At 64.1% G+C, this 20,304-nt stretch carries 23 protein-coding genes; 17 read left to right on the plus strand and 6 right to left on the minus strand.

Annotated elements, in window-relative coordinates; all coding sequences use genetic code 11:
- Window positions 1-50 precede the first annotated feature (50 nt).
- The 5 genes from I2H36_RS16825 to I2H36_RS16845 all read left to right on the plus strand — a co-directional run bounded on the left by I2H36_RS16825 (window position 51) and on the right by I2H36_RS16845 (window position 3,921).
- Window positions 51-218, plus strand: a complete 168-nt coding sequence (locus tag I2H36_RS16825; RefSeq protein ID WP_196265051.1) for a hypothetical protein — start codon at window positions 51-53, stop codon at window positions 216-218.
- A 3-nt stretch (window positions 219-221) separates the two neighbouring features.
- Complete coding sequence (gene aztA, locus I2H36_RS16830) at window positions 222-971, plus strand: zinc ABC transporter ATP-binding protein AztA (protein WP_196265052.1); 750 nt, start codon at window positions 222-224, stop codon at window positions 969-971.
- 14 nt (window positions 972-985) lie between these two features.
- On the plus strand, window positions 986-1,852 hold the full coding sequence (locus tag I2H36_RS16835; RefSeq protein WP_196265053.1) for a metal ABC transporter permease: 867 nt from the start codon (window positions 986-988) through the stop codon (window positions 1,850-1,852).
- 19 nt (window positions 1,853-1,871) lie between these two features.
- Window positions 1,872-2,801 (plus strand): metal ABC transporter substrate-binding protein, encoded by a 930-nt coding sequence (locus I2H36_RS16840; protein ID WP_196265054.1) that lies wholly within the window; start codon window positions 1,872-1,874, stop codon window positions 2,799-2,801.
- Between the two features lie 157 nt (window positions 2,802-2,958).
- Window positions 2,959-3,921, plus strand: a complete 963-nt coding sequence (locus I2H36_RS16845; protein WP_196265055.1) for a CobW family GTP-binding protein — start codon at window positions 2,959-2,961, stop codon at window positions 3,919-3,921.
- Between the two features lie 33 nt (window positions 3,922-3,954).
- Here I2H36_RS16845 and I2H36_RS16850 read toward each other — a convergent pair whose 3' ends face one another.
- The gene (locus I2H36_RS16850) at window positions 3,955-4,197 is read right to left on the minus strand and encodes a hypothetical protein (protein ID WP_196265056.1); all 243 of its coding nucleotides are present in this window, start codon (window positions 4,195-4,197) and stop codon (window positions 3,955-3,957) included.
- A 171-nt stretch (window positions 4,198-4,368) separates the two neighbouring features.
- Between I2H36_RS16850 and I2H36_RS16855 the strand changes: the two genes are divergently transcribed.
- Genes I2H36_RS16855 through I2H36_RS16865 form a run of 3 tightly spaced genes read left to right on the plus strand, consistent with a single transcriptional unit; the run spans window position 4,369 to window position 6,199 of the window.
- Window positions 4,369-5,376: a WD40 repeat domain-containing protein gene (locus I2H36_RS16855; RefSeq protein ID WP_196265057.1), complete on the plus strand. Its 1,008-nt coding sequence runs from the start codon at window positions 4,369-4,371 to the stop codon at window positions 5,374-5,376.
- Between the two features lie 8 nt (window positions 5,377-5,384).
- A complete protein-coding gene (locus tag I2H36_RS16860; RefSeq protein ID WP_343234468.1) occupies window positions 5,385-5,663 on the plus strand; it encodes a hypothetical protein in 279 nt (92 codons plus the stop codon).
- Window positions 5,664-5,674: 11 nt separating this feature from the next.
- Window positions 5,675-6,199 carry a DUF2937 family protein gene (locus tag I2H36_RS16865; RefSeq protein ID WP_196265058.1) on the plus strand — a complete coding sequence of 175 codons (525 nt, stop codon included), beginning with the start codon at window positions 5,675-5,677 and terminating at the stop codon, window positions 6,197-6,199.
- A gap of 6 nt (window positions 6,200-6,205) precedes the next feature.
- On the opposite strand, the gene I2H36_RS16870 is transcribed toward I2H36_RS16865, so the two are convergent.
- Together I2H36_RS16870 and I2H36_RS16875 are read right to left on the minus strand one after the other, a co-directional pair.
- Entirely contained in the window at window positions 6,206-6,544 is a 339-nt protein-coding gene (locus tag I2H36_RS16870; protein ID WP_196265059.1) for a hypothetical protein, read from the minus strand.
- 59 nt (window positions 6,545-6,603) lie between these two features.
- Window positions 6,604-8,031 (minus strand): homospermidine synthase, encoded by a 1,428-nt coding sequence (locus I2H36_RS16875; RefSeq protein WP_196265060.1) that lies wholly within the window; start codon window positions 8,029-8,031, stop codon window positions 6,604-6,606.
- Window positions 8,032-8,247: 216 nt separating this feature from the next.
- Here I2H36_RS16875 and I2H36_RS16880 point away from each other — a divergent pair, with 216 nt between their 5' ends.
- The gene (locus I2H36_RS16880; protein ID WP_196265061.1) at window positions 8,248-9,477 is read left to right on the plus strand and encodes an MFS transporter; all 1,230 of its coding nucleotides are present in this window, start codon (window positions 8,248-8,250) and stop codon (window positions 9,475-9,477) included.
- 3 nt (window positions 9,478-9,480) lie between these two features.
- Here the strand turns inward: I2H36_RS16880 and I2H36_RS16885 are convergent, their stop codons facing one another.
- Window positions 9,481-10,053, minus strand: coding sequence for a GNAT family N-acetyltransferase (locus I2H36_RS16885; RefSeq protein ID WP_196265062.1), 573 nt, complete (start codon window positions 10,051-10,053; stop codon window positions 9,481-9,483).
- 127 nt (window positions 10,054-10,180) lie between these two features.
- Window positions 10,181-11,335: a type III PLP-dependent enzyme gene (locus I2H36_RS16890; RefSeq protein ID WP_196265063.1), complete on the minus strand. Its 1,155-nt coding sequence runs from the start codon at window positions 11,333-11,335 to the stop codon at window positions 10,181-10,183.
- Window positions 11,336-11,978: 643 nt separating this feature from the next.
- Between I2H36_RS16890 and I2H36_RS16895 the strand changes: the two genes are divergently transcribed.
- The 8 genes from I2H36_RS16895 (at window position 11,979) to I2H36_RS16930 (ending at window position 19,320) form a co-directional block, all read left to right on the plus strand.
- Entirely contained in the window at window positions 11,979-13,544 is a 1,566-nt protein-coding gene (locus I2H36_RS16895) for an OpgD/OpgG family glucan biosynthesis protein (protein WP_196265064.1), read from the plus strand.
- A 202-nt stretch (window positions 13,545-13,746) separates the two neighbouring features.
- Window positions 13,747-14,748 carry an ABC transporter substrate-binding protein gene (locus tag I2H36_RS16900; protein WP_196265065.1) on the plus strand — a complete coding sequence of 334 codons (1,002 nt, stop codon included), beginning with the start codon at window positions 13,747-13,749 and terminating at the stop codon, window positions 14,746-14,748.
- Between the two features lie 39 nt (window positions 14,749-14,787).
- On the plus strand, window positions 14,788-15,567 hold the full coding sequence (locus tag I2H36_RS16905) for an ABC transporter ATP-binding protein (RefSeq protein WP_196265066.1): 780 nt from the start codon (window positions 14,788-14,790) through the stop codon (window positions 15,565-15,567).
- Window positions 15,564-16,388: an ABC transporter permease gene (locus I2H36_RS16910; protein WP_196265067.1), complete on the plus strand. Its 825-nt coding sequence runs from the start codon at window positions 15,564-15,566 to the stop codon at window positions 16,386-16,388. The genes I2H36_RS16905 and I2H36_RS16910 overlap by 4 nt, the downstream gene beginning before the upstream one ends.
- Window positions 16,389-16,490: 102 nt before the next feature.
- The gene (locus I2H36_RS16915; protein WP_196265068.1) at window positions 16,491-17,018 is read left to right on the plus strand and encodes a MarR family winged helix-turn-helix transcriptional regulator; all 528 of its coding nucleotides are present in this window, start codon (window positions 16,491-16,493) and stop codon (window positions 17,016-17,018) included.
- An 86-nt stretch (window positions 17,019-17,104) separates the two neighbouring features.
- Entirely contained in the window at window positions 17,105-18,028 is a 924-nt protein-coding gene (locus tag I2H36_RS16920; protein WP_196265069.1) for a DMT family transporter, read from the plus strand.
- Window positions 18,025-18,330 (plus strand): TfoX/Sxy family protein, encoded by a 306-nt coding sequence (locus I2H36_RS16925; RefSeq protein WP_196265070.1) that lies wholly within the window; start codon window positions 18,025-18,027, stop codon window positions 18,328-18,330. The genes I2H36_RS16920 and I2H36_RS16925 overlap by 4 nt, the downstream gene beginning before the upstream one ends.
- A gap of 24 nt (window positions 18,331-18,354) precedes the next feature.
- Window positions 18,355-19,320, plus strand: coding sequence for a 2-hydroxyacid dehydrogenase (locus I2H36_RS16930; RefSeq protein WP_196265071.1), 966 nt, complete (start codon window positions 18,355-18,357; stop codon window positions 19,318-19,320).
- Between the two features lie 238 nt (window positions 19,321-19,558).
- Here I2H36_RS16930 and I2H36_RS16935 read toward each other — a convergent pair whose 3' ends face one another.
- Complete coding sequence (locus I2H36_RS16935; RefSeq protein ID WP_196265072.1) at window positions 19,559-20,302, minus strand: SDR family oxidoreductase; 744 nt, start codon at window positions 20,300-20,302, stop codon at window positions 19,559-19,561.
- Window positions 20,303-20,304 lie beyond the last annotated feature (2 nt).

A 20,304-nucleotide genomic window follows, 5' to 3' on the forward strand; every position in this document is an offset into this window, starting at 1 on the left:
ATACTATACGCCCCTGGAAATCGGATGCGGATGGGTTTATGTAGGTGGCCATGTCACATGGTCATCACCATCACGCCCACATGCATGCCCACGAGCATCGGGCGGTTGCCGCCGCCCCGACCTTCTCGCTCCTGCGCCTCTCGGTCGGACAGCGTCTGGCCGGAACCGCCGTGATCCTGGCGGGCTTGTGGCTGATGATTCTCAGCGTGATGGGGTAACGCATGTCCTCAACGTCCACCGCCATCCGGTTTGATGAAGTGACCCTGGGCTATGGCCGCAGGCCCGCCGTGCATCACCTCGACGGCGATATTCCGGCCGGCAGCCTCATGGCCGTGGTCGGGCCTAACGGAGCCGGCAAGTCCACCCTGCTCAAGGGCATCGTCGGAACGCTCAAACCCCTTGATGGCCAAATCCGCCTCAAAGGCTCCGCCTCGGGCATCGCCTACCTGCCGCAGGCGGCTGAGATCGACCGCTCCTTCCCGCTCTCGGTCTACGATCTCGTGGCCATGGGCCTCTGGACTCAGTCGGGCCTCTTCGGCGGCATCGCGCGCCGCGACCGCACCAGGATCGAAGAGGCACTGGCGGCGGTGGGCCTCATCGGCTTCGAGCGCCGTCCCATCTCCACCCTGTCGGGCGGCCAGATGCAGCGTGCCCTCTTCGCACGCCTCCTGCTCCAGGATGCTCCGGTTATCCTGCTGGACGAGCCTTTCACGGCCATCGACGCCAAGACCACCGCCGATCTGCTCGACCTCGTGCGCCGCTGGCATGACGAGGCCCGCACGGTGGTGGCCGTGCTGCACGATCTCGACATGGTACGGCGCATCTTTCCGCAGACCCTGCTCATCGCCCGCGAGCCGGTGGCCTGGGGCGAGACCGGCGAGGTCCTGAGCCCGGAGAACCTGCTGAAAGCCCGGCGCATGGTCGAGGCCTACGATCCGCACGCCGACGTGTGCCACCGCAGCGCCGCCTAAGGCCGTCCGTTCCCATGCTCGACCTGTTCTACACGCCCTTTGCCGAATTCGAATTCATGCAGCGCGCCCTCGTGGGCGTGATCGCCATTGCATTGGGCGGTGGTCCGGTCGGCGTGTTCCTGATGCTGCGGCGCATGAGCCTCACGGGCGACGCCATGGCTCACGCAATCCTGCCAGGCGCTGCCGTCGGCTATCTTCTGGCCGGCCTTTCCCTGCCGGCCATGACGATCGGCGGCCTGTTCGCGGGCGTGATCGTGGCGGTGGCGGCGGGCCTCGTCTCGCGCTTCACAGCCCTGAAGGAAGACGCGTCGCTCGCTGCCTTCTACCTCCTGTCCCTGGCGCTCGGCGTCACTATCGTGTCCCTGCGCGGCTCGAATGTGGACCTGCTCCACGTTCTCTTCGGCACGGTCCTGGCGCTTGATGACAGCACGCTCCTGCTGCTCGCCTCCATCTCGACCATGACTGTGCTGGCACTGGCGGTGCTCTATCGCCCGCTTGTGCTCGAATGCGTGGACCCGATCTTCCTGCGCTCGGTCAGCCGGGCTGGAACGCCGACGCACCTGATCTTTCTCGGCCTCGTGGTCATGAACCTCGTCGGCGGCTTCCATGCCCTCGGGACCCTGCTGGCGGTGGGCATGATGATGCTGCCGGCGGCCGCCTCCCGCTTCTGGAGCAGCGACATAACCATGATGATGATCGTCTCCATCGCGGTCGGCATCGTGTCAGGGTTCAGCGGCCTGCTGCTCTCCTTCCATGCGGAACTGCCTGCAGGCCCGGCGATCATCCTCTCGGCCGGTGCCATCTATGTGATGTCCCTCCTGCTCGGCCGCGAGGGCGGCCTGCTGTGGCTGGCTTGGCCCGGCCGTCATCTGGAAGCCTGACCCCCAAAAGGATCGACCCATGCTGACAAGAAGATCTGCCATATCCCTGCTGGCAGGATGCCTCACCCTTGCCGGATCCGCGTTGCCGGCGGCCGCTCAGACGGCCGAGAAGCTGAAGGTCGTGGCCACCTTCTCGATTCTCGGCGACATGGTGCGCAATGTCGGGGGTGAGCGGATTGAAGTGGCCACTCTCGTCGGGCCCAACGGTGATGCGCACGTGTACTCGCCGACACCGGCGGACGGGCGGCGCCTGACGGAGGCGAAGGTCGTTTTTGCCAATGGTCTCAAGTTTGAGGGCTGGATCGACCGTCTCGTCAAATCCTCCGGGACAAAGGCCGTCAGGATCGAGGCCGCCAAGGGCGTAAAGCCGTTGAAGGGCGAGGAAGACGGCCACGGGCATGACCAACACCACGATCACGGCACCTCCGATCCTCACGCTTGGCAGAGCATCGGCAATGCCAAGACCTATGTGGCCAACATCCGCGATGCGCTGATCGCAGCTGATGCAGCGGGCAAGGAAACTTACGAGGCCAATGCTAGCGCCTATCTCAAGCAGCTGGACGCGTTAGAGACGGAGGTGAAAAGCCTGGTGGCCAGCATTCCCGCCGAGCGCCGCCGGATCATCACCTCGCACGATGCCTTCCGCTACTTCGAGGCGGCCTACGGCATCGACTTCGTGGCGCCCCAGGGGGTCTCCACCGAGTCGGAAGCCTCCGCCAAGGACGTGGCCCGGATCATCCAGCAGATCAAACGCGAGAAGATTGCCGCGATCTTCGTGGAGAACGTCTCCGACGCTCGCCTGATGGAGCGGATCGCCAAGGAAACCGGCGCCAAGATCGGCGACAGGGTCTATTCCGACGCCCTGTCCGAGGCTGGCGGCCCCGCCGGCACTTACATTGACATGATGCGACACAATATAAGGGCTTTCAGCGCGGCTTTGTCGAGCTGAAGACTACTCTTCCCTTGAGGGGAAGGGTTGGAGCGCATAAGCGCTCTGGGGTGGGGTGGCAGCGCGACCTCACCCAGTTTGGTGTTTCCACCCCACCTCGGCCTGTTCGGCCGATCCTCCCCCTCAAGGGGAGGATGAACGTTGCGGACCACATCCGATGACCGACAAGATCCCCGTCACCGTCCTCACAGGCTATCTCGGCGCCGGCAAGACCACTCTTCTCAACCGCATCCTCACCGAGCAGCACGGCAAGAAATACGCCGTGATCGTCAACGAGTTCGGCGAGATCGGCATCGACAACGAGCTCGTCGTCGGCGCCGACGAGGAAGTGTTCGAGATGAACAATGGCTGCATCTGCTGCACCGTGCGCGGCGACCTGATCCGCATCCTCGACGGCCTTATCAAGCGCAAGGGCAAGTTCGACGCCATCATCGTCGAGACCACGGGCCTCGCCGATCCGGCGCCTGTCGCCCAGACATTCTTCATGGACCAGGACGTGTCCGACACCGCCCGCCTCGACGCGGTGGTGACGGTCGCCGATGCCAAGTGGCTGTCGGATCGCCTGAAGGACGCGCCCGAGGCCAAGAACCAGATCGCATTTGCGGACGTGATCGTCCTCAACAAGATCGATCTCGTGTCCGAGCCGGAGCTTGCCGAGGTCGAGGCGCGCATCCGCGCCATCAACCCCTATGCCAAGGTCCACCGGACCCAGAACTGCGCCATCCCGATCTCGGAAGTGCTCGACCGCAAGGCCTTCGATCTCGACCGCATTATCGAGATCGAACCGGACTTCCTGGAGGAAGGCCATCACCATCATCACGACGAGGAGATGCAGTCCGTCGCCGTGCACCACGATGGCGAGGTCGATCCGGAAAAGTTCATGCCTTGGATCTCGAACCTGACTCAGGTCGAGGGGCCGAACATTCTACGCTGCAAGGGCATTGTCGCCTTCCCTGACGAGCCGAAGCGCTTCGTGTTCCAGGGCGTCCATATGATCCTCGACGGCGACGTGCAGGGCGAATGGAAGCCGGGCGAGAAGCACACCTCCAAGGTCGTGTTCATCGGCCGTGACCTGAACGAGAAGGCGATCCGCGAAGGCTTCCTCGCCTGCGCGGCCTAAGAGAAACGGGAAGGTTCGAATCAGGCTTGCGGCTCAACTGGCGGCCGCACTCGCTTTCGCCAGGCAGTCCCTGACATAGGTTTTGCGGGCAGCCATCATCTGCTCGCGAACCTCAGGAAGTGTCCTGACGCCGGTCCTGTAGGTCAGACGAGCGTCCCTCTCGCAGGCGGCCTTCAGAACGTCCCTCGCAGATGTGTCGTCGTGCTGCTCCTGGGCGGCAAGGCCCATGGGCATGGCGATCGCGATAGTGAGGGTGATCAGAGGGAGGATTCGCATGATGTCGTTCATGATTCGAGAACGCGCATCATGGGTCTGGCGTCCCGCCGGGTCTAAGGCGCAAAGGTCTTAGTCCGTACGGACATTCGCCTGGCCTGATCCCAGCGCCATGCGATCTTGCTCCTATTCTGCCGATTTGTGCTATGGGCAGCCATCTGAAGGAATTGCTCAATGACCGCAGGAACCGCTCCATCCCTGACCCAAAGCGTGATGCCCGTGAATGCGGGCGCCCATGTGACGGCCATCGGCTGGCTGAAAGGCACGGTGGCTCTCGGCGTGGGCGATGGCGGCGTGGTGCTGGCGAAAGACGGCGAGATCCATCGTGTCGAGGCACATCCGGATGCTGGAGTGTTGACTGGGGCCTGTGATGGCGAGCGCTTCGTGACCGGCGGCGACGACGGCCGCGTCGCGGTCACAGGCGCTGACGGCTCCACCAAGACCCTGGCCGAGTCGAAGGGCGCCTGGATCGATGCGCTTGCCGTCAACGCGGGTGGCGCCTTCGCCTATGCGGCGGGCAAGAAGGTCATGGCCCGCGATGACAAGGGGCGCGAGAAGATCCTCGAGGTTCCCTCCACGGCCCGCGGCCTTGCATTTGCGCCCAAGGGTTACCGGCTGGCGATCTCCCACTATAACGGCGCGACGCTATGGTTCCCCAATGTAGAGGCGAAGCCCGAGGCCCTGGAATGGAAGGGCTCTCATATTGATGTCATCTGGTCGCCGGATGCTCGCTTCGTGGTGACCTCCATGCAGGAGAACGCGCTTCACGGCTGGCGGCTCATCCCCGACAAGGGGCACATGCGCATGAGCGGCTATCCGTCGAAGACACGCTCCTTCTCCTGGTCCGGCGACGGCAAGTGGCTTGCCACCTCCGGGGCGGAAGCCGCCATCATTTGGCCCTTCGAGTCCAAGGAAGGCCCCATGGGCAAGGCGCCTCGGGAATGCGGCGTGCGTCCCGCCAAGGTCAGCCGGGTGGCCTTCCATCCCAACACCTATGTGCTGGCCGTGGGCTACGAGGACGGTTGCATCCTGCTCATTCGCCTCAACGATGCCTCGGAGCTTCTCGTGCGCCCCGCCGTCAAGGAGAGCGGCATCACGGCCATGGCCTGGGACAAGGCCGGCAAACGCCTCGCCTTCGGCTGCGAGGACGGGCAAGCCGGTATCCTGTCCCTGCCCACATGAGGTCGCCGGTGGCTCTCTTCGGCGCCTTCATGCGGGGGACTTTCGGTCTGCCCAAGCCCGACAGGCAGGCGGTCGACCGGGTGAAGGAACTCGCCCGCTCGGCTCTTCAAGCTTCCCAGGACACGGCTTTCGCCGTCAACGAGATCGCCTGCAACGACCCCGGGTGCCCTGGGATCGAGACGGTCATCCTGGTCATGGAGCCAGGCCAGAAAACCAGGGCTTTGAAGGTCGCCAAGCCTCTCGACGAGGTAGTGGAACAAGATATCCTGGCCGCTCTTGAGGTTTGAGGAGGCAAGGCTTGTCCCGGATCGTTCGCATCATCGCTTTCGGGCTGGGCCTGCTTGGAGGCGCCACCGCCTCGCAGGGGCCGGAATTCGCACAGCAATACCGTCAGCGTCTCGGTGGAGCGGTCGACGAGCTGCGGCAGGTGATCGCCCGCTTCGATACGGATGCGCAAGTCAGCGGCGAGACGCGGGAGAGCGCCATCGCGCGCCTGCACTCCAACACGGACGCTTTCGTCAGCCGCCAGGGTGCGGCCATGGAGGCCAATGTGGAGCGCCTGGGCCGCCTTGAGACGCACCGGACAGCCATGATGGAGGCCGGTTCCTTTTCCCGCATCGCCCTGCTGGTCCGCGACGGCGACACGGACATTCTGGAAGCCGTATCCCGTGACTTCGAGCCGGCCCTACCGGTCACCGAAGAGGGTGTCGTCTCGGCAGCCGCAGGCTTCATTGCCGTCTGGGGCAGCCTGCTCCTACTCTCAGGCTTCCTACGCAGCCTCTTCCGGCGCCCGCGCCGCTCGGCTAAAGCGGTTCAGGCCTGAAGTCCCTCAGGCCTCGCGCTCCGGCTTGCCGGAAAGCACTACATAAAAGCCGAGACCATCCTGCGCGGGAAGAGTCTGCAGCCGGTCGATCCAACCGCGCTTCTTGGCCTCGAGCAGCGCCTTGCCGACGGGCTGGAACAGCGTCTCGCCCCCGCCCTCCGGCGGCGGATCGAGGCGGATGGCGACCGTTTTGGCCTGGGCGAAGCGGCTGCGCTCCAGCATGTCCTGGATCGAGGCAGCGGCTTTCTCCTGCGAGGCTCCGCGCAGATCGAGCACGCTGTCCGCGTCGGTGACACCGAGGCCGCCGAGGAGCTTGTTAGCGTAGAATTCGTCAAAATGGGGCATGCGCGACCTGTTCCGTGTCGATCCTGGCCGACCGGTGGAGCTGGCCAGAATCTCTGTCTTTAACGCACCAGAACGTTTCGGAACTGCCACGGATCGGACGAATCGATGTCCTCCGGGAAGAAGCCGGGACGGTCCGTCAGCGGGGTCCAATCCGTATAATAGCCGTTCACCGGGCCAAGATAGGGCATCTGCACTTCGAGGCAGCGGCGGAAATCCATCTCGTCCGCCTCGACAATGCCGGCATTCGGGTTCTCCAACGCCCAGACCATGCCAGCGAGCACGGCGGAGGTCACTTGGAGACCAGTGGCGTTCTGGTAGGGCGCCACGCGGCGCGTCTCCTCGATGGAAAGCTGGGAGCCGTACCAATAGGCGTTCTTGCCGTGGCCGTAGAGCAGCACGCCGAGCTCGTCGACGCCGTCCACGATCTCGTTCTCGTCGAGGATATGCTGCTTCTCCTGGAACTTGCCGGCGCTGCCGAACATCTCGTGCAGCGAGAGCACCGCCTCGTTGCAGGGATGGTAGGCGTAGTGGCAGGTCGGACGGTACACAGCCTTTCCGTTCTCGCGCACGGTGTAATAGTCCGAGATCGAGATCGACTCGTTGTGCGTGACGAGGAACCCGTATTGCGAACCGGGGGTCGGGCACCAGGTGCGCACGCGGGTATTGGCCCCGGGCTGGAGCAGGTAGATCGCCTGCGCGTCCGGCCCGAGCGTGCCAGCATTCTCCGGCATCCATTGTTCATGCGTGCCCCAGCCGAGCTCGGCCGGCTGCAGGCCTTCCGACACGAAGCCGTCCACCGACCAGGTGTTCACGAAGACACCCATGGGCTTCTCGGACTTGGCGCGCTGCGTATCGCGCTCGGCGATGTGGATGCCCTTCACGCCGACTTGGCGAGCCAGGTGCGCCCAGTCCTCACGACTCTCGGGCTCGTCATAGGTGATCCCGAGATCGCCCGCGACGTTGACGAGCGCCTGCTTGACGAACCAGGACACCATGCCCGGATTGGCCCCACAGCAGGACACCGCCGTGGTGCCGCCCGGATTGCGCTTGCGTGCCGCCATGGTGATCTCGCGAAGTGCGAAGTTCGTGCGCGCTTCCGGCCCCTTGCTCTTGTCGAAATAGAAGCCGGGCCACGGCTCGTTGACCGTGTCGATGTAGAAGCAGTTGAGGGAGCGGCACAGCTCCATGATGTCCACGGAGCCCGTATCCACCGAGAGGTTGACGCAGAACCCCTGCCCGCCGCCGGCGGTGAGCAGCGGCGTGAGCATCTCGCGGTAATTGTCCTTCGTCACGGCCTGCTGGATGAACCGGATGCCGCGCTCGTCCAGAAGTTCCTTGTGCTTCTCCTGCGGATCGATGACCACGAAGCGGCTCTTGTCATAATCGAAGTGGCGTTCGATGAGTGGCAGGGTTCCCTGGCCGATCGAGCCGAAGCCGATCATGACGATGGGGCCGCTGATGCGACCGTGAACGGGCCAAGTGGTCATCAGGTCTGTCTCCTCGCGAAAGCAGAGATGGAAAAAGGGTAACGCCGGATGGCGAATTTGGCCGCATCTAGGATTGAGGAGCCCCCGGGGTCAATGCCTGAGGACCACGAAGGGAGCATGACAGACATCATCCCTGCCATGCGGACTTGCCCCTCGACATCGGGCAACAAGGCTTCATGATGGCCAGCCTTGGCATCTTCAGGCTGACCGCGACCGATGAAATTTCACGACCTCCTCATGCGCCATGGGCGCGTGATCGGCCTGGGCTTCGCCCTGACATTCCTGTCCTCTTTCGGACAGACCTTCTTCATCTCCCTGTCGGGGCCTGATATCCGCAATGCCTTCGGGCTGACCCATGGCGCCTTCGGCTCCATCTACTCCCTGGCGACCCTGTCCTCAGGCCTGCTGATGATCTGGGCTGGCAGCGTCATCGACCGCGTCGATATCAGGCTTTACGCTACCACAGCCATGTTGGGCTTGGCGGTGGCGGCTCTCAGTCTGTCGCTCGCACCCAACGTGATCGTGCTGGGTTTGAGCCTGTTCGCCCTGCGCCTCTTCGGCCAGGGGATGCTGAGCCATGCAGGCGTGATGAGCACCGCACGCCTCGACGAGGGCGTGCGCGGGAGAGCGCTCGGCGTAGCCGCCCTGGGCTTTCCGGCTGGCGAAGCCCTCTTTCCGGCCACGGCCATCACGCTGATTGCGGCGATCGGTTGGACAAGCACATGGCGCGTCGCTGCCTTTGCCATCATTGTGGCTCTTGGGCTCGGCTGGCTCGCCGGGTTGCTCATCGGACGCAAGGACCCGGACCTCGCCGCGGCCGCGCGCAAAACAATGGCCCATGGAACAGGGCCGCGCTGGAGCGACACTCTCCGCGATTGGCGCTTTCTCGCGCTGATCCCCACCATGATCGGCTACCCAGCCATCATGACGGCCTATTTCTTCCACCAGCGCTTCATCGCCGAGGTGAAGGGCTGGTCGCTGGAGCTTCTCGCGAGCAGCATCACGCTCTTCGCCCTGGTCTCCGTGGTCGTCGCCATGTCGGCCGGCAGCTTCGTCGATCGATTCGGGGCCGTGCGGCTCAGCCATTTCTATCTGGCCGGCATGACGGCGGCTTCCCTCACGCTGGCCCTGTTCGACGCACCGTTTCTGCCGCTCGTCTTCTTCGCGCTGATCGGCCTGACATCAGGCTGCACCAATGTGGTGATCGCAGCGGTTCTCGCTGAGTTGTTCGGCACCACGCATCTCGGCAAGATCCGCGCACTGGCGGGCGCGATCATGGTGGTGGCGTCTGCCGCAACGCCCGGCGCCATCGGGGTGCTGTTCGACGCGGGAGTGAGCCTGAAGGCGATCTGCCTCGGCTTCGTCGCCTACATGCTGGCCGCAGCAGCGATCACCTTCGCGCTGCCCAATCCGAGAGCCGCACGGTTGCGGCCCTCGGAAGGGTAGAGGTTAGTGAGCCGAGTGCATGCCTGCCAACGCGCCCTGCGCGGCAGCGGCGACGAGAGCGCCGAGACCCGGCTTCTGCTCGAAAGCGCCGGTCGCGGAAACGAGACCGCGTGCGCCATCGAGCGCACCCGCCTCTAGCTCCAGCGCGAGGAAGCGGTCGCGCTCGTAAGGACCCGGCAGCCACAGGGAGCCGGTCTTTTCTGTCGAGAAGCCGAAGCGCTCGTAATAGGGCGCATCGCCCACCAGCAGCACCGCTTCGTGTCCGAGCTGACCGGCACGCTTGAGCGCCTCGCGCATGAGCTTTCCGCCGAGCCCGAGGCTCTGCACGGACGGATCAATGGCGATGGGCCCAAGCATCAGCGCCGGACGATTCGGACCGGCGGAGACATGCCACAGGCGCACCGTACCGATGACCTTGCCATCGCGGTCGATGACGAGCGACAGACCGTCGGCCGGCATCCTGCCCTCGCGTAGGCGTTCGCAGGTCTTCTGGAACCGGGCGGGTCCGAAGCAGGCATCGAGCAGCGCCTCGCGCGCATCGACATCGTGGAAGGTTTCTTCGCGAATCGTGATCATGGCCGTGGCCTCCCAATACGTGGGGTGAGCGACAGCCCTCGCACCTGTTCGATACTGAACAGGCCGTCCGGGACAACGTGTTGAGGTTGATGCCTGCCTCAAACCCTTGAGGCAGGCGGGACGTGAGTTAGATCACGTAGGACTTCAGCGGCGGGAAGCCGTTGAATGCGACCGCCGAGTAGGTGGTCGTGTAGGCGCCCGTGCCTTCGATCAGCACCTTGTCGCCGATCTCCAGCGAGATGGGGAGCGGATAAGGCTCCTTCTCGTAGAGAACGTCGGCCGAGTCGCAGGTCGGACCGGCAAGCACGCACGGCACCTTGCGGTCGTGATCATGCTCCGTGCGGATTGGGTAGCGGATCGACTCGTCCATCGTCTCGGCGAGACCGCCGAACTTGCCGATGTCGAGATAGACCCAGCGCACCTCATCCTCGTCCTGGCTCTTCTTCGACACGAGAACGACCTCGGCCTCGATGATGCCAGCATTGCCGACCATGCCACGGCCCGGCTCGATGATCGTCTCCGGGATGCGGTTGCCGAAGTGCTTCGACAGCGCCCGGAAGATCGACTCGCCATAGGCTTCGACCATCGGGACCGTCTTCAGGTACTTCGTCGGAAAGCCGCCGCCGAGATTGACCATCGACAGGTGGATGCCGCGATGCGCACATTCACGGAAGATCGCGGACGCCGAACCCAGAGCCTGATCCCAGGCCTCCGTGTTGCGCTGCTGCGAGCCTACGTGGAACGACACGCCGTAAGCCTCCAGGCCCTGACGATAGGCATGCTCCAGCACGTCCACGGCCATCTCGGGCACGCAGCCGAACTTGCGGGAGAGCGGCCACTCCGCGCCGGCGCCGTCGCACAGGATGCGGCAGAACACCTTCACGTCGGAAGCCTCGATGCCAACTGTCTCAGCCGCGCGGGCGATCTTCTCGACCTCGACCTCGCAGTCAACCGCATAGAGGCGCACGCCAAGCTCAAGGGCGCGCACGATATCGCGCTCCTTCTTGATCGTATTGCCGAAGGAGATGCGGTCAGGCGTGGCGCCGGCATCCAGCGCGAGCTGAATTTCGACCACGGACGCCGTGTCGAAGCACGAGCCGAGCTCGGCCAGAAGCTTGAGCACCTGCGGTTCCGGATTCGCCTTCACGGCGTAGAACACACGCGTGTCGGGGAGCGCACGGGCAAACTTCGAGTAGTTGTCGCGCACGACGTCCAGGTCGACGACCACGCACGGGCCGTCCTCACGTCGGTTGCGTAGAAATTCACGGATGCGCTGAGTCATGGCGCTCTCCCCACCAAAGGTTCAATGGAGGTCTTGTGGAGCCTCCGGATTGAAATTCAGACGATCAGGAATTCCTGCCGTCCGGCGTCAGCGAGGGAAGATGACATCCCGCTTCGTGCGATGGAGACACGAGGAGCGCGATGGGCTCTTCACCCGGAGATGCTGCCTTGGATTGGATGGGGATACTCCATCCGCACGCCTGGCAATGATAAACAAGCCTCTTCGGTGTTGACCTTTGGAGGGCCAACGAGACCAAAAAAGCCCGTTCGTCGTTGCTTTAAGTCGCGTCCCCCGTTGAGAACGAGGTGCGCCGGTTTTCGCCTCCGGCTGCCGGTTAGGGGTATCGAGAGCTAGAGCGCTCTCGGGCGGCTGTCCGGCCTCTTGTCCGGATGCCCACCAACCGACACACGACCACAGGCACGTGCGAAATTGGGCAAGCGGGAGATAAGCATATTCGCCCCGGACCACAAGAGTTTTTGCACCCTTCCCGAGGATTTTTTTAACCCTGCCGGGACCTGTGTCTTGCCTGCATCACCATTCAGCTTCCATTAAGCGGGCGAGCTACACGGATGGGGGCTCGGGCCCCATATTCCAGGCTCCAGAGCCCGGCCATTTCCTTTAAGTCGAGAACCGCTTCAGCGCCATGATGAACCTGTCCCGCCGCACCCTCCTGCAAAGCCTGCTCGCAGCCACCGCGCTGTCCGCTTCAAGCCAGGCTTCAGCGCAGCAGAACGGGGTGCCGCAGCCCAATCCATTCCGCTACGAGGATGTGGTGCGCCGGGCCCGCGAGTTGTCGACGGTTCCCTTCGAGGCTCCGCCTTCCCAGCTGCCGGAGCCGCTGAACCAGCTCAGCTTCGACGATTACCGCGACATTCGCTTCCGGCCGGACAGGGCCCTGCTCGCTTCAGGCAATGGACCGTTCCGGATGCAGCTCTTCCATCGCGGCTTCCTCTATCCGCGTCCGGTGACGGTGAACATCATCCGCGACGGCGTGCCGACTCCGGTGCCCTACCAGCGGGAGCTGTTCGACTACGGCCGCAACAAGATCGAGCGGCCCCTCCCGATCAATCTCGGCTTTGCCGGCTTCCGGCTCCATTATCCCTTGAACGACCCGAAGGTGATGGACGAGCTCATCGCCTTCCTGGGCGCGAGCTATTTCCGCTTCCTCGGAGCCGGCCAGAAATACGGCCTCTCGGCCCGGGGGCTTGCGATCAACGTGGAAAGCGGCGAGGCGGAAGAGTTCCCGCATTTCCGCGAGTTCTGGATCGAGATGCCGAAGCCCAACGACGACCGCGCGGTGATCTTTGCCCTGCTCGACAGCCCGTCCGTCGCCGGCGCCTACCGGTTCGATATTTACCCGTCGAAGGAAACCACCATCGATGTCACAGCCACGCTGTTCCCGCGCCAGGCCCTGAACAACATAGGCCTCGCGCCGCTCACCTCCATGTATTTCGAAGGCGAGAACGACCGGAAGCCCACCGACGACTTCCGGCTGGAGCTGCACGATTCGGACGGCCTGCTCATGCAGTCGGGCGCCGGCGAGTGGATCTGGCGCCCCATCCGCAACCCTAACAAGAAGACGATCTCGTCCTTCAGCGACAACAATCCGCGCGGTTTCGGCCTGATGCAGCGCGACCGGGTGTTCGAGCACTACCAGGACCTCGAGGCGCATTACCACCAGCGGCCCGGCTACTGGGTCGAGCCCATAGGCCAATGGGGCGAGGGCTGGGTCGAGCTGGTCGAGATTCCGACAGCGGACGAGACCCAGGACAACATCGTCGCTTATTGGCAGCCGAACCGGCCTTACGAACCGGGGCAGGAGGTTGTCATCTCTTATCGTCTGCGGGCCGCAGCCGCGATCGGCGCCATGCATCCGGGCGGCAAGGCGGTGAACACCTTCCAGATCCCACCCCGCGCCAGCGGCTCGAATTCACCGAGCGATCCCCGGCATCGCCGCTTCATCGTCGATTTCGCAGGAGGCAACCTGCCCTACTACCTCAGCGCTCCGGATCAGGTGCAGCTGGTTCCGTCCACCTCCACGGGCCAGATCACCAACACCTTCCTCATGCCCAATCCCCATATCGAGGGGTTCCGAGCCGCCATCGACGTGCGGCTGGAGCCGGGCCAGTCCACGGATCTGCGCGCCTTCCTGCGCGCCGGCAACCGGGCCCTGACGGAGACCTGGACTTATCCCTGGTTCGTGGAGTGATCCATTAGTGTCATTCCCGGCCGGAGATGGCGGAGCCGTCGGAGGGGAAGGGAATCCATAGCGCCGCGCGCGTGAGTGGATCCCCTTCCCGGCCTGCGGCCGCCGGGGATGACAACCACCCTTGCCAAGCTCCACCGAACCGCGCAGAAGCTGTGCCTCGTACGGCAGGCCATTGGCCCTGCGTAGCGGAAGGTGAGTGCCGATGAAGCTGGACGCCTGGATCATGGGAGCGCTTGCGGCCTGCTTGGGCGGGAACGCCCTGGCGCAGGCGCTGACAGAGGTAACCTTCGGCACCAACTGGCTCGCGCAAGGCGAGCACGGCGGCTACTATCAGGCGCTCGCTGACGGCACCTATGAGAAATACGGCCTGAAGGTCACCATCGTGCCGGGCGGCCCGCGCGCCAGCAACCGCATGCTCATGACCGTCGGCAAGCTCGACTTCTACATGGGCGGCAGCATGATCCAGGCCTTCTCGGCGGTGGAGAAGGACATCCCGACCGTCGTGGTGGCGGCCCACTTCCAGAAGGAGCCGCAGATTCTCATGAGCCATCCTGGCCAGGGGCTCGATACCTTCGCGGATCTGAAGGCATCCAGCGACATCCTGCTCTCCAAGGATGCGGTTGCCACCTTCTTCCAGTGGATGAAGGCCGAGCACGGTTTCCGCGACGAGCAGGTGAAACCTTTCGGCTTCAATCCTGCCCCCTTCATCACCAACAAGCGCGCTGTGCAGCAGGGCTACGTCACTTCCGAACCGCTCACTATCGAGAAGGCTGCGGGCTTCAGGCCCAATGTGTTCCTGCTCGCGGACTACGGCTTCAGCACCTATTCCACCACGGTCGAAACGCGCCGCGAGGTGGTGGAGAAAAACCCCGATCTCGTGCAGCGCTTCGTCGATGCCTCGACCATCGGCTGGTACAACTATCTCTATGGCGACAACGCCAAGGCCAAGGACCTCATCAAGCGCGACAACCCGGAGATGAGCGACGAGCTGCTGGCCTATTCCCATGCCAAGATAAAGGAATACGGCATCGTCGATTCAGGCGATGCGCAGACGCTCGGCATCGGCGCCATGACGGATGCGCGCATGAAGGACTTCTTCGACAAGATGGTGAAGGCCGGCCTCTTCAAGCCGGATCTCGACTACCGCAAAGCCTATACGCTCCAGTTCGTGAACAAGGGCGTGGGCTTGAACTTGAGAAAGTGAAGGAATGCAGAGTCGGCACATCCGGCGCTGCCGCATCCCATGAACGCGCCCGCACCCACGCTCGTTTCCCTGCATGGCGTCAGCAAGGTCTTCACGAACGGCGTTACGGCGCTGTCCGGCTTCAATCTCGATGTTCGTGCGGGCGAGTTCGTATCGCTCCTCGGCCCCTCCGGCTGCGGAAAATCCACGGTGCTGCGCCTCATCGCTGGACTGGCCGAGCCGACCGCAGGACAGGTGACGTGGCCAGGCTCACCCCATGAGGACCACCGCAGCGAGATCGGCTTCGTGTTTCAGGAGCCGACGCTGATGCCCTGGGCCAATGTGGCGGATAATGTCTGGCTGCCGCTGCGCCTGCGCGGGCTGTCGCGGCGGGACGCGCAGGAGCGCATCCTCGGGAGCCTCTCATTGGTCGGCTTGCAGGATTTCGCGAAAGCCTATCCGCGCGAGCTGTCGGGCGGCATGAAGATGCGCGTGTCGATTGCGCGGGCGCTCTCCCTGAAGCCGCGCCTGCTGCTCATGGACGAACCTTTTGCGGCACTCGACGAGATCACGCGTTTCAAACTGAACGACGATCTCCTCAAGCTGCAGAATGATCTGCATTGCACGATCGTGTTCGTGACGCACTCCGTCTATGAGAGCGCCTATCTGTCGAGCCGCATCGCCATCATGTCCCCGCGCCCCGGCCGCATCATCGCGGAGGTTGCCGGCGAAGCGCCTGGGCCACGCGCGAAAGATTTCCGCACCAGCTCCCGCTATGCGGCCCTGTGCGGAGAGATCTCGCAGATCCTGCTGGAGCAGAATGCGGAGGAGCGCACATGACGCCAGCATCCTCCAATCCCTTGAAGCTTGTCCTGCCGCTTCTGGTCATCGCGGCGGTGATCGGATCCTGGGAAACCATCGTGCGCCTGCAAACCATCCCGCCCTACATCCTGCCGGCTCCGAGCCTGATCGGCACGACCATGGTGGCCGACTGGCCGCTCCTGCAGGCATCACTCCTGACGACTCTGAAGACGACACTCCTCGGTCTTGTCCTAGCCGTGCTCGGCGGCGTCATTCTGGCCGTTACTTTAAGCCTGTCGCGGATCGTGGAATATTCGCTCTATCCGTTCGCAGTCGTGCTGCAGGTCACGCCGGTCATCGCCATCGCACCCCTGCTCTTGATCTACATGCCGCAGGATGTGGCGGTTCTGACCTGCGCTTGGCTGGTAGCGTTCTTTCCGGTTCTGTCGAACACGATGCTCGGCCTCCAATCGGTCGACCGAAACCTGATGGAGCTGTTCGCGCTCTACGGCGCCCCCGCATCCCGCAAGCCTCTTGCGCGTCTCCGGGCCCGGCTCAAGGCCCTGTGGTACCTGCGCCGTCCGGCCGCCCTGCCGGCCTTCCTGGCAGGGTTGCGGATCGCCGGCGGGCTCTCGCTCATCGGCGCCGTGGTGGCCGAGATGGCGGCCGGATCGGCCGGCGCAGGCTCGGGATTGGCCTATCGGATCATCGAGAGTCAGTACCGCCTCAACATCCCGCGCCTCTTCGCGGCCCTTGTGCTCCTGGCCCTGACCGGCATCGCCCTCTATCTCCTGCTGGCCGGCATCAGCCATTGGCTGCTCCGGCATTGGCATGAAAGCGCTCTCACGCAGGAGAGATGAGGGCGCCGTTCCTTAGCCTGTTAATATTGTGCCGGCTTGTCATCGTACCGTCATGAGTCAGGCTCATGGTACTCAAGGCAACGCTTTGAGCAGCGAGGGACCATGGATACCGACAACAAGCATCCGAGCATCAAAAGCGTCGGATGGGCTCTGGTTCAAGCCTCCCGCCTGCATCGCAGCCGCACGGGCGACAAGCTCTCCGAACTCGGCCTCTTCGCTGGCCAGGAGCAGGTGCTCCAGGCCCTGGGCACGTCCGGCCCCATGACCATGGGCGAATTGGCGACAATCCTGCGGGTGCGCCCGCCGACCGCCTCCAAGACCGTGTCGCGCCTGTCCGCCCTCAAGCTCGTGGAGCGCCACACGGAGCCCGGCGATGCCCGGGTCGTGCGCGTGAAGCTCACCAAGGAAGGCAAGCGCAAGGCCGCCGCCATCGATGCCCTCTGGGAGGAGGTCGAGGGCGAGCTGCTCCAGGGCTTCGACAACAAGGACCGCAAACGCCTGCGCAAGCTCCTTCGCAAAGCCGCCAAGAACCTCGCCGGCCTCACGGGAGCCGATCAATCCGGCTTCGAGGCCGACGAAGAGGTCGATGGGCTGGAAGCCAGCGAGCCGGAACTCGCCGCGACGGCCTGACAGTAGACGTACCCCTGTCTGCGGCGCACGAGGGGCGTGCGCTGCGGGTATTCGCGTCGGGAGAACGCTGCGGCTAGCATTGGCCGATGGCCGATACCGTTTCCACGTCCCTTTCCACGCCAGTCTCGCAGCGCCGCAACCGCATGATCGGCATCGCCCTCATGTGCGCGGCTTTGTTCTGCTTCTCCTGTCTCGATGCCACGGCCAAATGGGTGAACCAATCCGTCGATCCCATGGTGACGGTCTGGGCCCGCTACATGTCGGCGGCCCTGCTCACGTTCCTGGTCATCAATCCGCGCACCCACCCGGGCGCGCTCAGGACCCGCCGGCTGCCCCTTCAGTGCCTGCGCTCCTTCCTGCTCCTCGCCTCGACCCTCTGCAATTTCTTTGCACTGAAATATCTGCAGTTGGTCGAGACCCAGTCCATCATCTTCGCAACGCCCCTGCTGGTGGCGCTGCTGGCCAATCCCATCCTGGGGGAACGAATCGGCTGGCATCGCCTCGCCGCCATCGCGGTCGGGTTCATCGGCATATTGGTCATCACGCGGCCGGGCCTCGGCACCATGCATCCCGCGGCTCTGCTGTCGCTGGCGGGCTCCGTGGCCTATGCCTTCTACAACATCGTGACCCGGATGCTCGCCTCGGGCGATTCGATTGCGACCACGACCCTCTATTCGAGCCTCGCCGGCATCGTGCTCGTCACGCCGATCCTGCCTTGGGTCTGGACCACCCCCTCCTCCCCCCTGACTTGGCTTCTGCTCATCACCACGGGTTTCTACGGCGCCTTCGGGCACTGGCTGCTCGTCCTTGCCCACGCTCGGGCTCCGGCGGCGATCCTGGCTCCCTTCATCTACAGCCAGATCATCTGGATGCTCGCGTTGGGCTACATCCTCTTCGGCGACTGGCCCGATTCTTGGACCTTCGTCGGGGCTGGCATCGTGATCGCATCGGGGCTCTACTTGCTGTCCCGCGAGCGGGCGAAACACACCCAACCGGAGAGGTCCTCATGAGCGATGCCCCCGTCGACGCCCTGCCGGGAATCGGCCCTGTCACTCAGGGCTGGCTGAAGGAGGTTGGCATCCGTACGGAGAGCGAGCTTCGCTCCATCGGCGCTGTCGAAGCCTATCGCCGCCTCAGATTCATGGTGCCGCGCCAGGTCAACCTCAATGCTCTTTATGCCTTGGAGGCGGCCTTGCGCGGTTGCCATTGGCTCGACCTGCCCCAGGATGTGAAGACCGCGCTCCAGCAGCAGGCCAAGACCATCGACGAGACCCTGCGCCGGGGCGCCGCCGCACGCTGCGCCATTCCCTGATCACAGACGACAACAGGAAACCCCATGAGCCGCACCGACATCCTGATGACCGCGCCGATGATGCCGATCGTCATCGACACGCTGGAGAAGGCCTGCACGCTGCATCGCCTGTGGGAGCAGACGGATCAGGAGGCGTTTCTGAAGGAGGTTGGGCCGCGCATCCGCGGCGTTGCCACGAGCACCCTCTACGGCCGCCTTGAGGCCTCGCTCCTCGACCGGCTGCCGAACGTTGAGATCATCTCCAGCTTCGGTGTGGGCTACGACAACGTGGATGCAGCGGAAGCAGCCCGGCGCGGCATCGTCGTCACCAACACGCCCGGCGTGCTCGACGACGAGGTGGCCGACCTCACCCTCGGCCTTCTGCTGGCGACCCTGCGCAAGATCCCGCAGGCCGACCGCTACCTGCGCGAGGGACAATGGCTGAAAGCGCCCTTCCCGCTCTCGACGACCTTACGCGAGCGGAAGGTCGGCATCGTCGGCCTCGGGCGCATCGGCAAGGCGATTGCACGGCGTCTCGCGGGCTTCGATGTGAGCATCGCCTATCATGGGCGCAGCCAGCAGGATGATGTTGCCTACGCCTATTACCCAACCGTTGTGGGGCTTGCGGAGGCCTGCGACGTGCTGATCGTCATCACGCCGGGCGGCGCCGCGACGCGCCATCTGATCAATGCGGATGTGCTGAAGGCATTGGGCCCCAACGGCGTGCTGATCAACGTGGCGCGCGGCACTGTCGTGGACGAGCAGGCGCTGATCGAGGCTCTCAGGTCCGGGACGATTCTCAGTGCAGGCCTCGACGTCTATGAGGACGAGCCGCGCGTGCCGCAGGAACTGATCGACATGGAACACGTGGTTCTCCTGCCCCACATCGCGTCGGCATCGGTCCATACCCGCAACGCCATGGGCAAGCTCGTGGCCGACAACATCGTCTCGTGGGTCGAGGGCAAGGGACCGCTGACGCCGGTGCCGGAGACGCCTTATAAGGGGCGATAGGTTTAAGCCATTCTCACGTCATCACCGGCCTTGTGCCGGTGATCTCGATTCATTGAGACGTCGCGCTTTTCTTTTCGGGATGGCCGGGACAGGCCCGGCCATGACTTGGTGGGTGTCATCCCCGGCCGGAGCGTCAGCGGAGGGGAAGGGAATCCACTCGCACGCGCTGCGCCATGGATCCCCTTCCCGGCCTGCGGCCGCCGGGGATGACACTCGTGTCAGCTTGTGAAGAGCGAATCTACAGCGCGAACCCACCATCGACCAAATGAATATGCCCGGTCGTGTAGCTCGCCTCATCCGACGCGAGATAGACGGCAAGCGCCGCCACCTCTTCCGCCGTGCCGAGTCGGCCCATGGGCTGCCGGTCGACGAAGGCCTGTCGCACCGCGTCCAAGCTCTGGCCGGAACTCTCGGCTTGGGCGGCGATCCGCTCGTCGAGCGACGGCGACTGTATCGTGCCGGGGCAGATCGCATTCGCCCGGACGCCGCGCTTGATGAAGTCGGCCGCGACCGCCTTGGTGAGGCCGATCACCGCCGCCTTGGTCGTGCCGTAGACATAGCGGTTGGGAATGCCGCGCACGGAGGAAGCCCCGGACGCGATGTTGACGATCGAGCCGCGACCCTTCTCCAGCATGCCCGGCAGCACCGCCTTGATCGTGCGGTGCATGGACCGCACGTTCAGATCGAACGAGAAGTCCCAGTCCTTGTCGGAGCATTCGAGGATCGTGCCGTGATGCACGAAGCCCGCCGCATTGATGAGGATGTCAAAGAATCCGGCCTCCCTGACGAGTTGTTCGACACCCTCGTTCGAGAGCACGTCGAGCCTGCGCTTCTGCGCACCCTCCAACCCCTCCAGCTTCGCCACATCCAGGTCCGTCGCCCAGACCGTCGCACCCTCGCGGAGGAAAGCCTCCGCAATGGCGCGTCCAATCCCCTGCCCCGCCGCCGTGACGAGGGCGGTCTTTCCTTGAAGCCTGTTCATGA

Origin of the sequence: Microvirga terrestris, assembly GCF_015694425.1 — a bacterium.
Taxonomy (GTDB): domain Bacteria; phylum Pseudomonadota; class Alphaproteobacteria; order Rhizobiales; family Beijerinckiaceae; genus Microvirga; species Microvirga terrestris.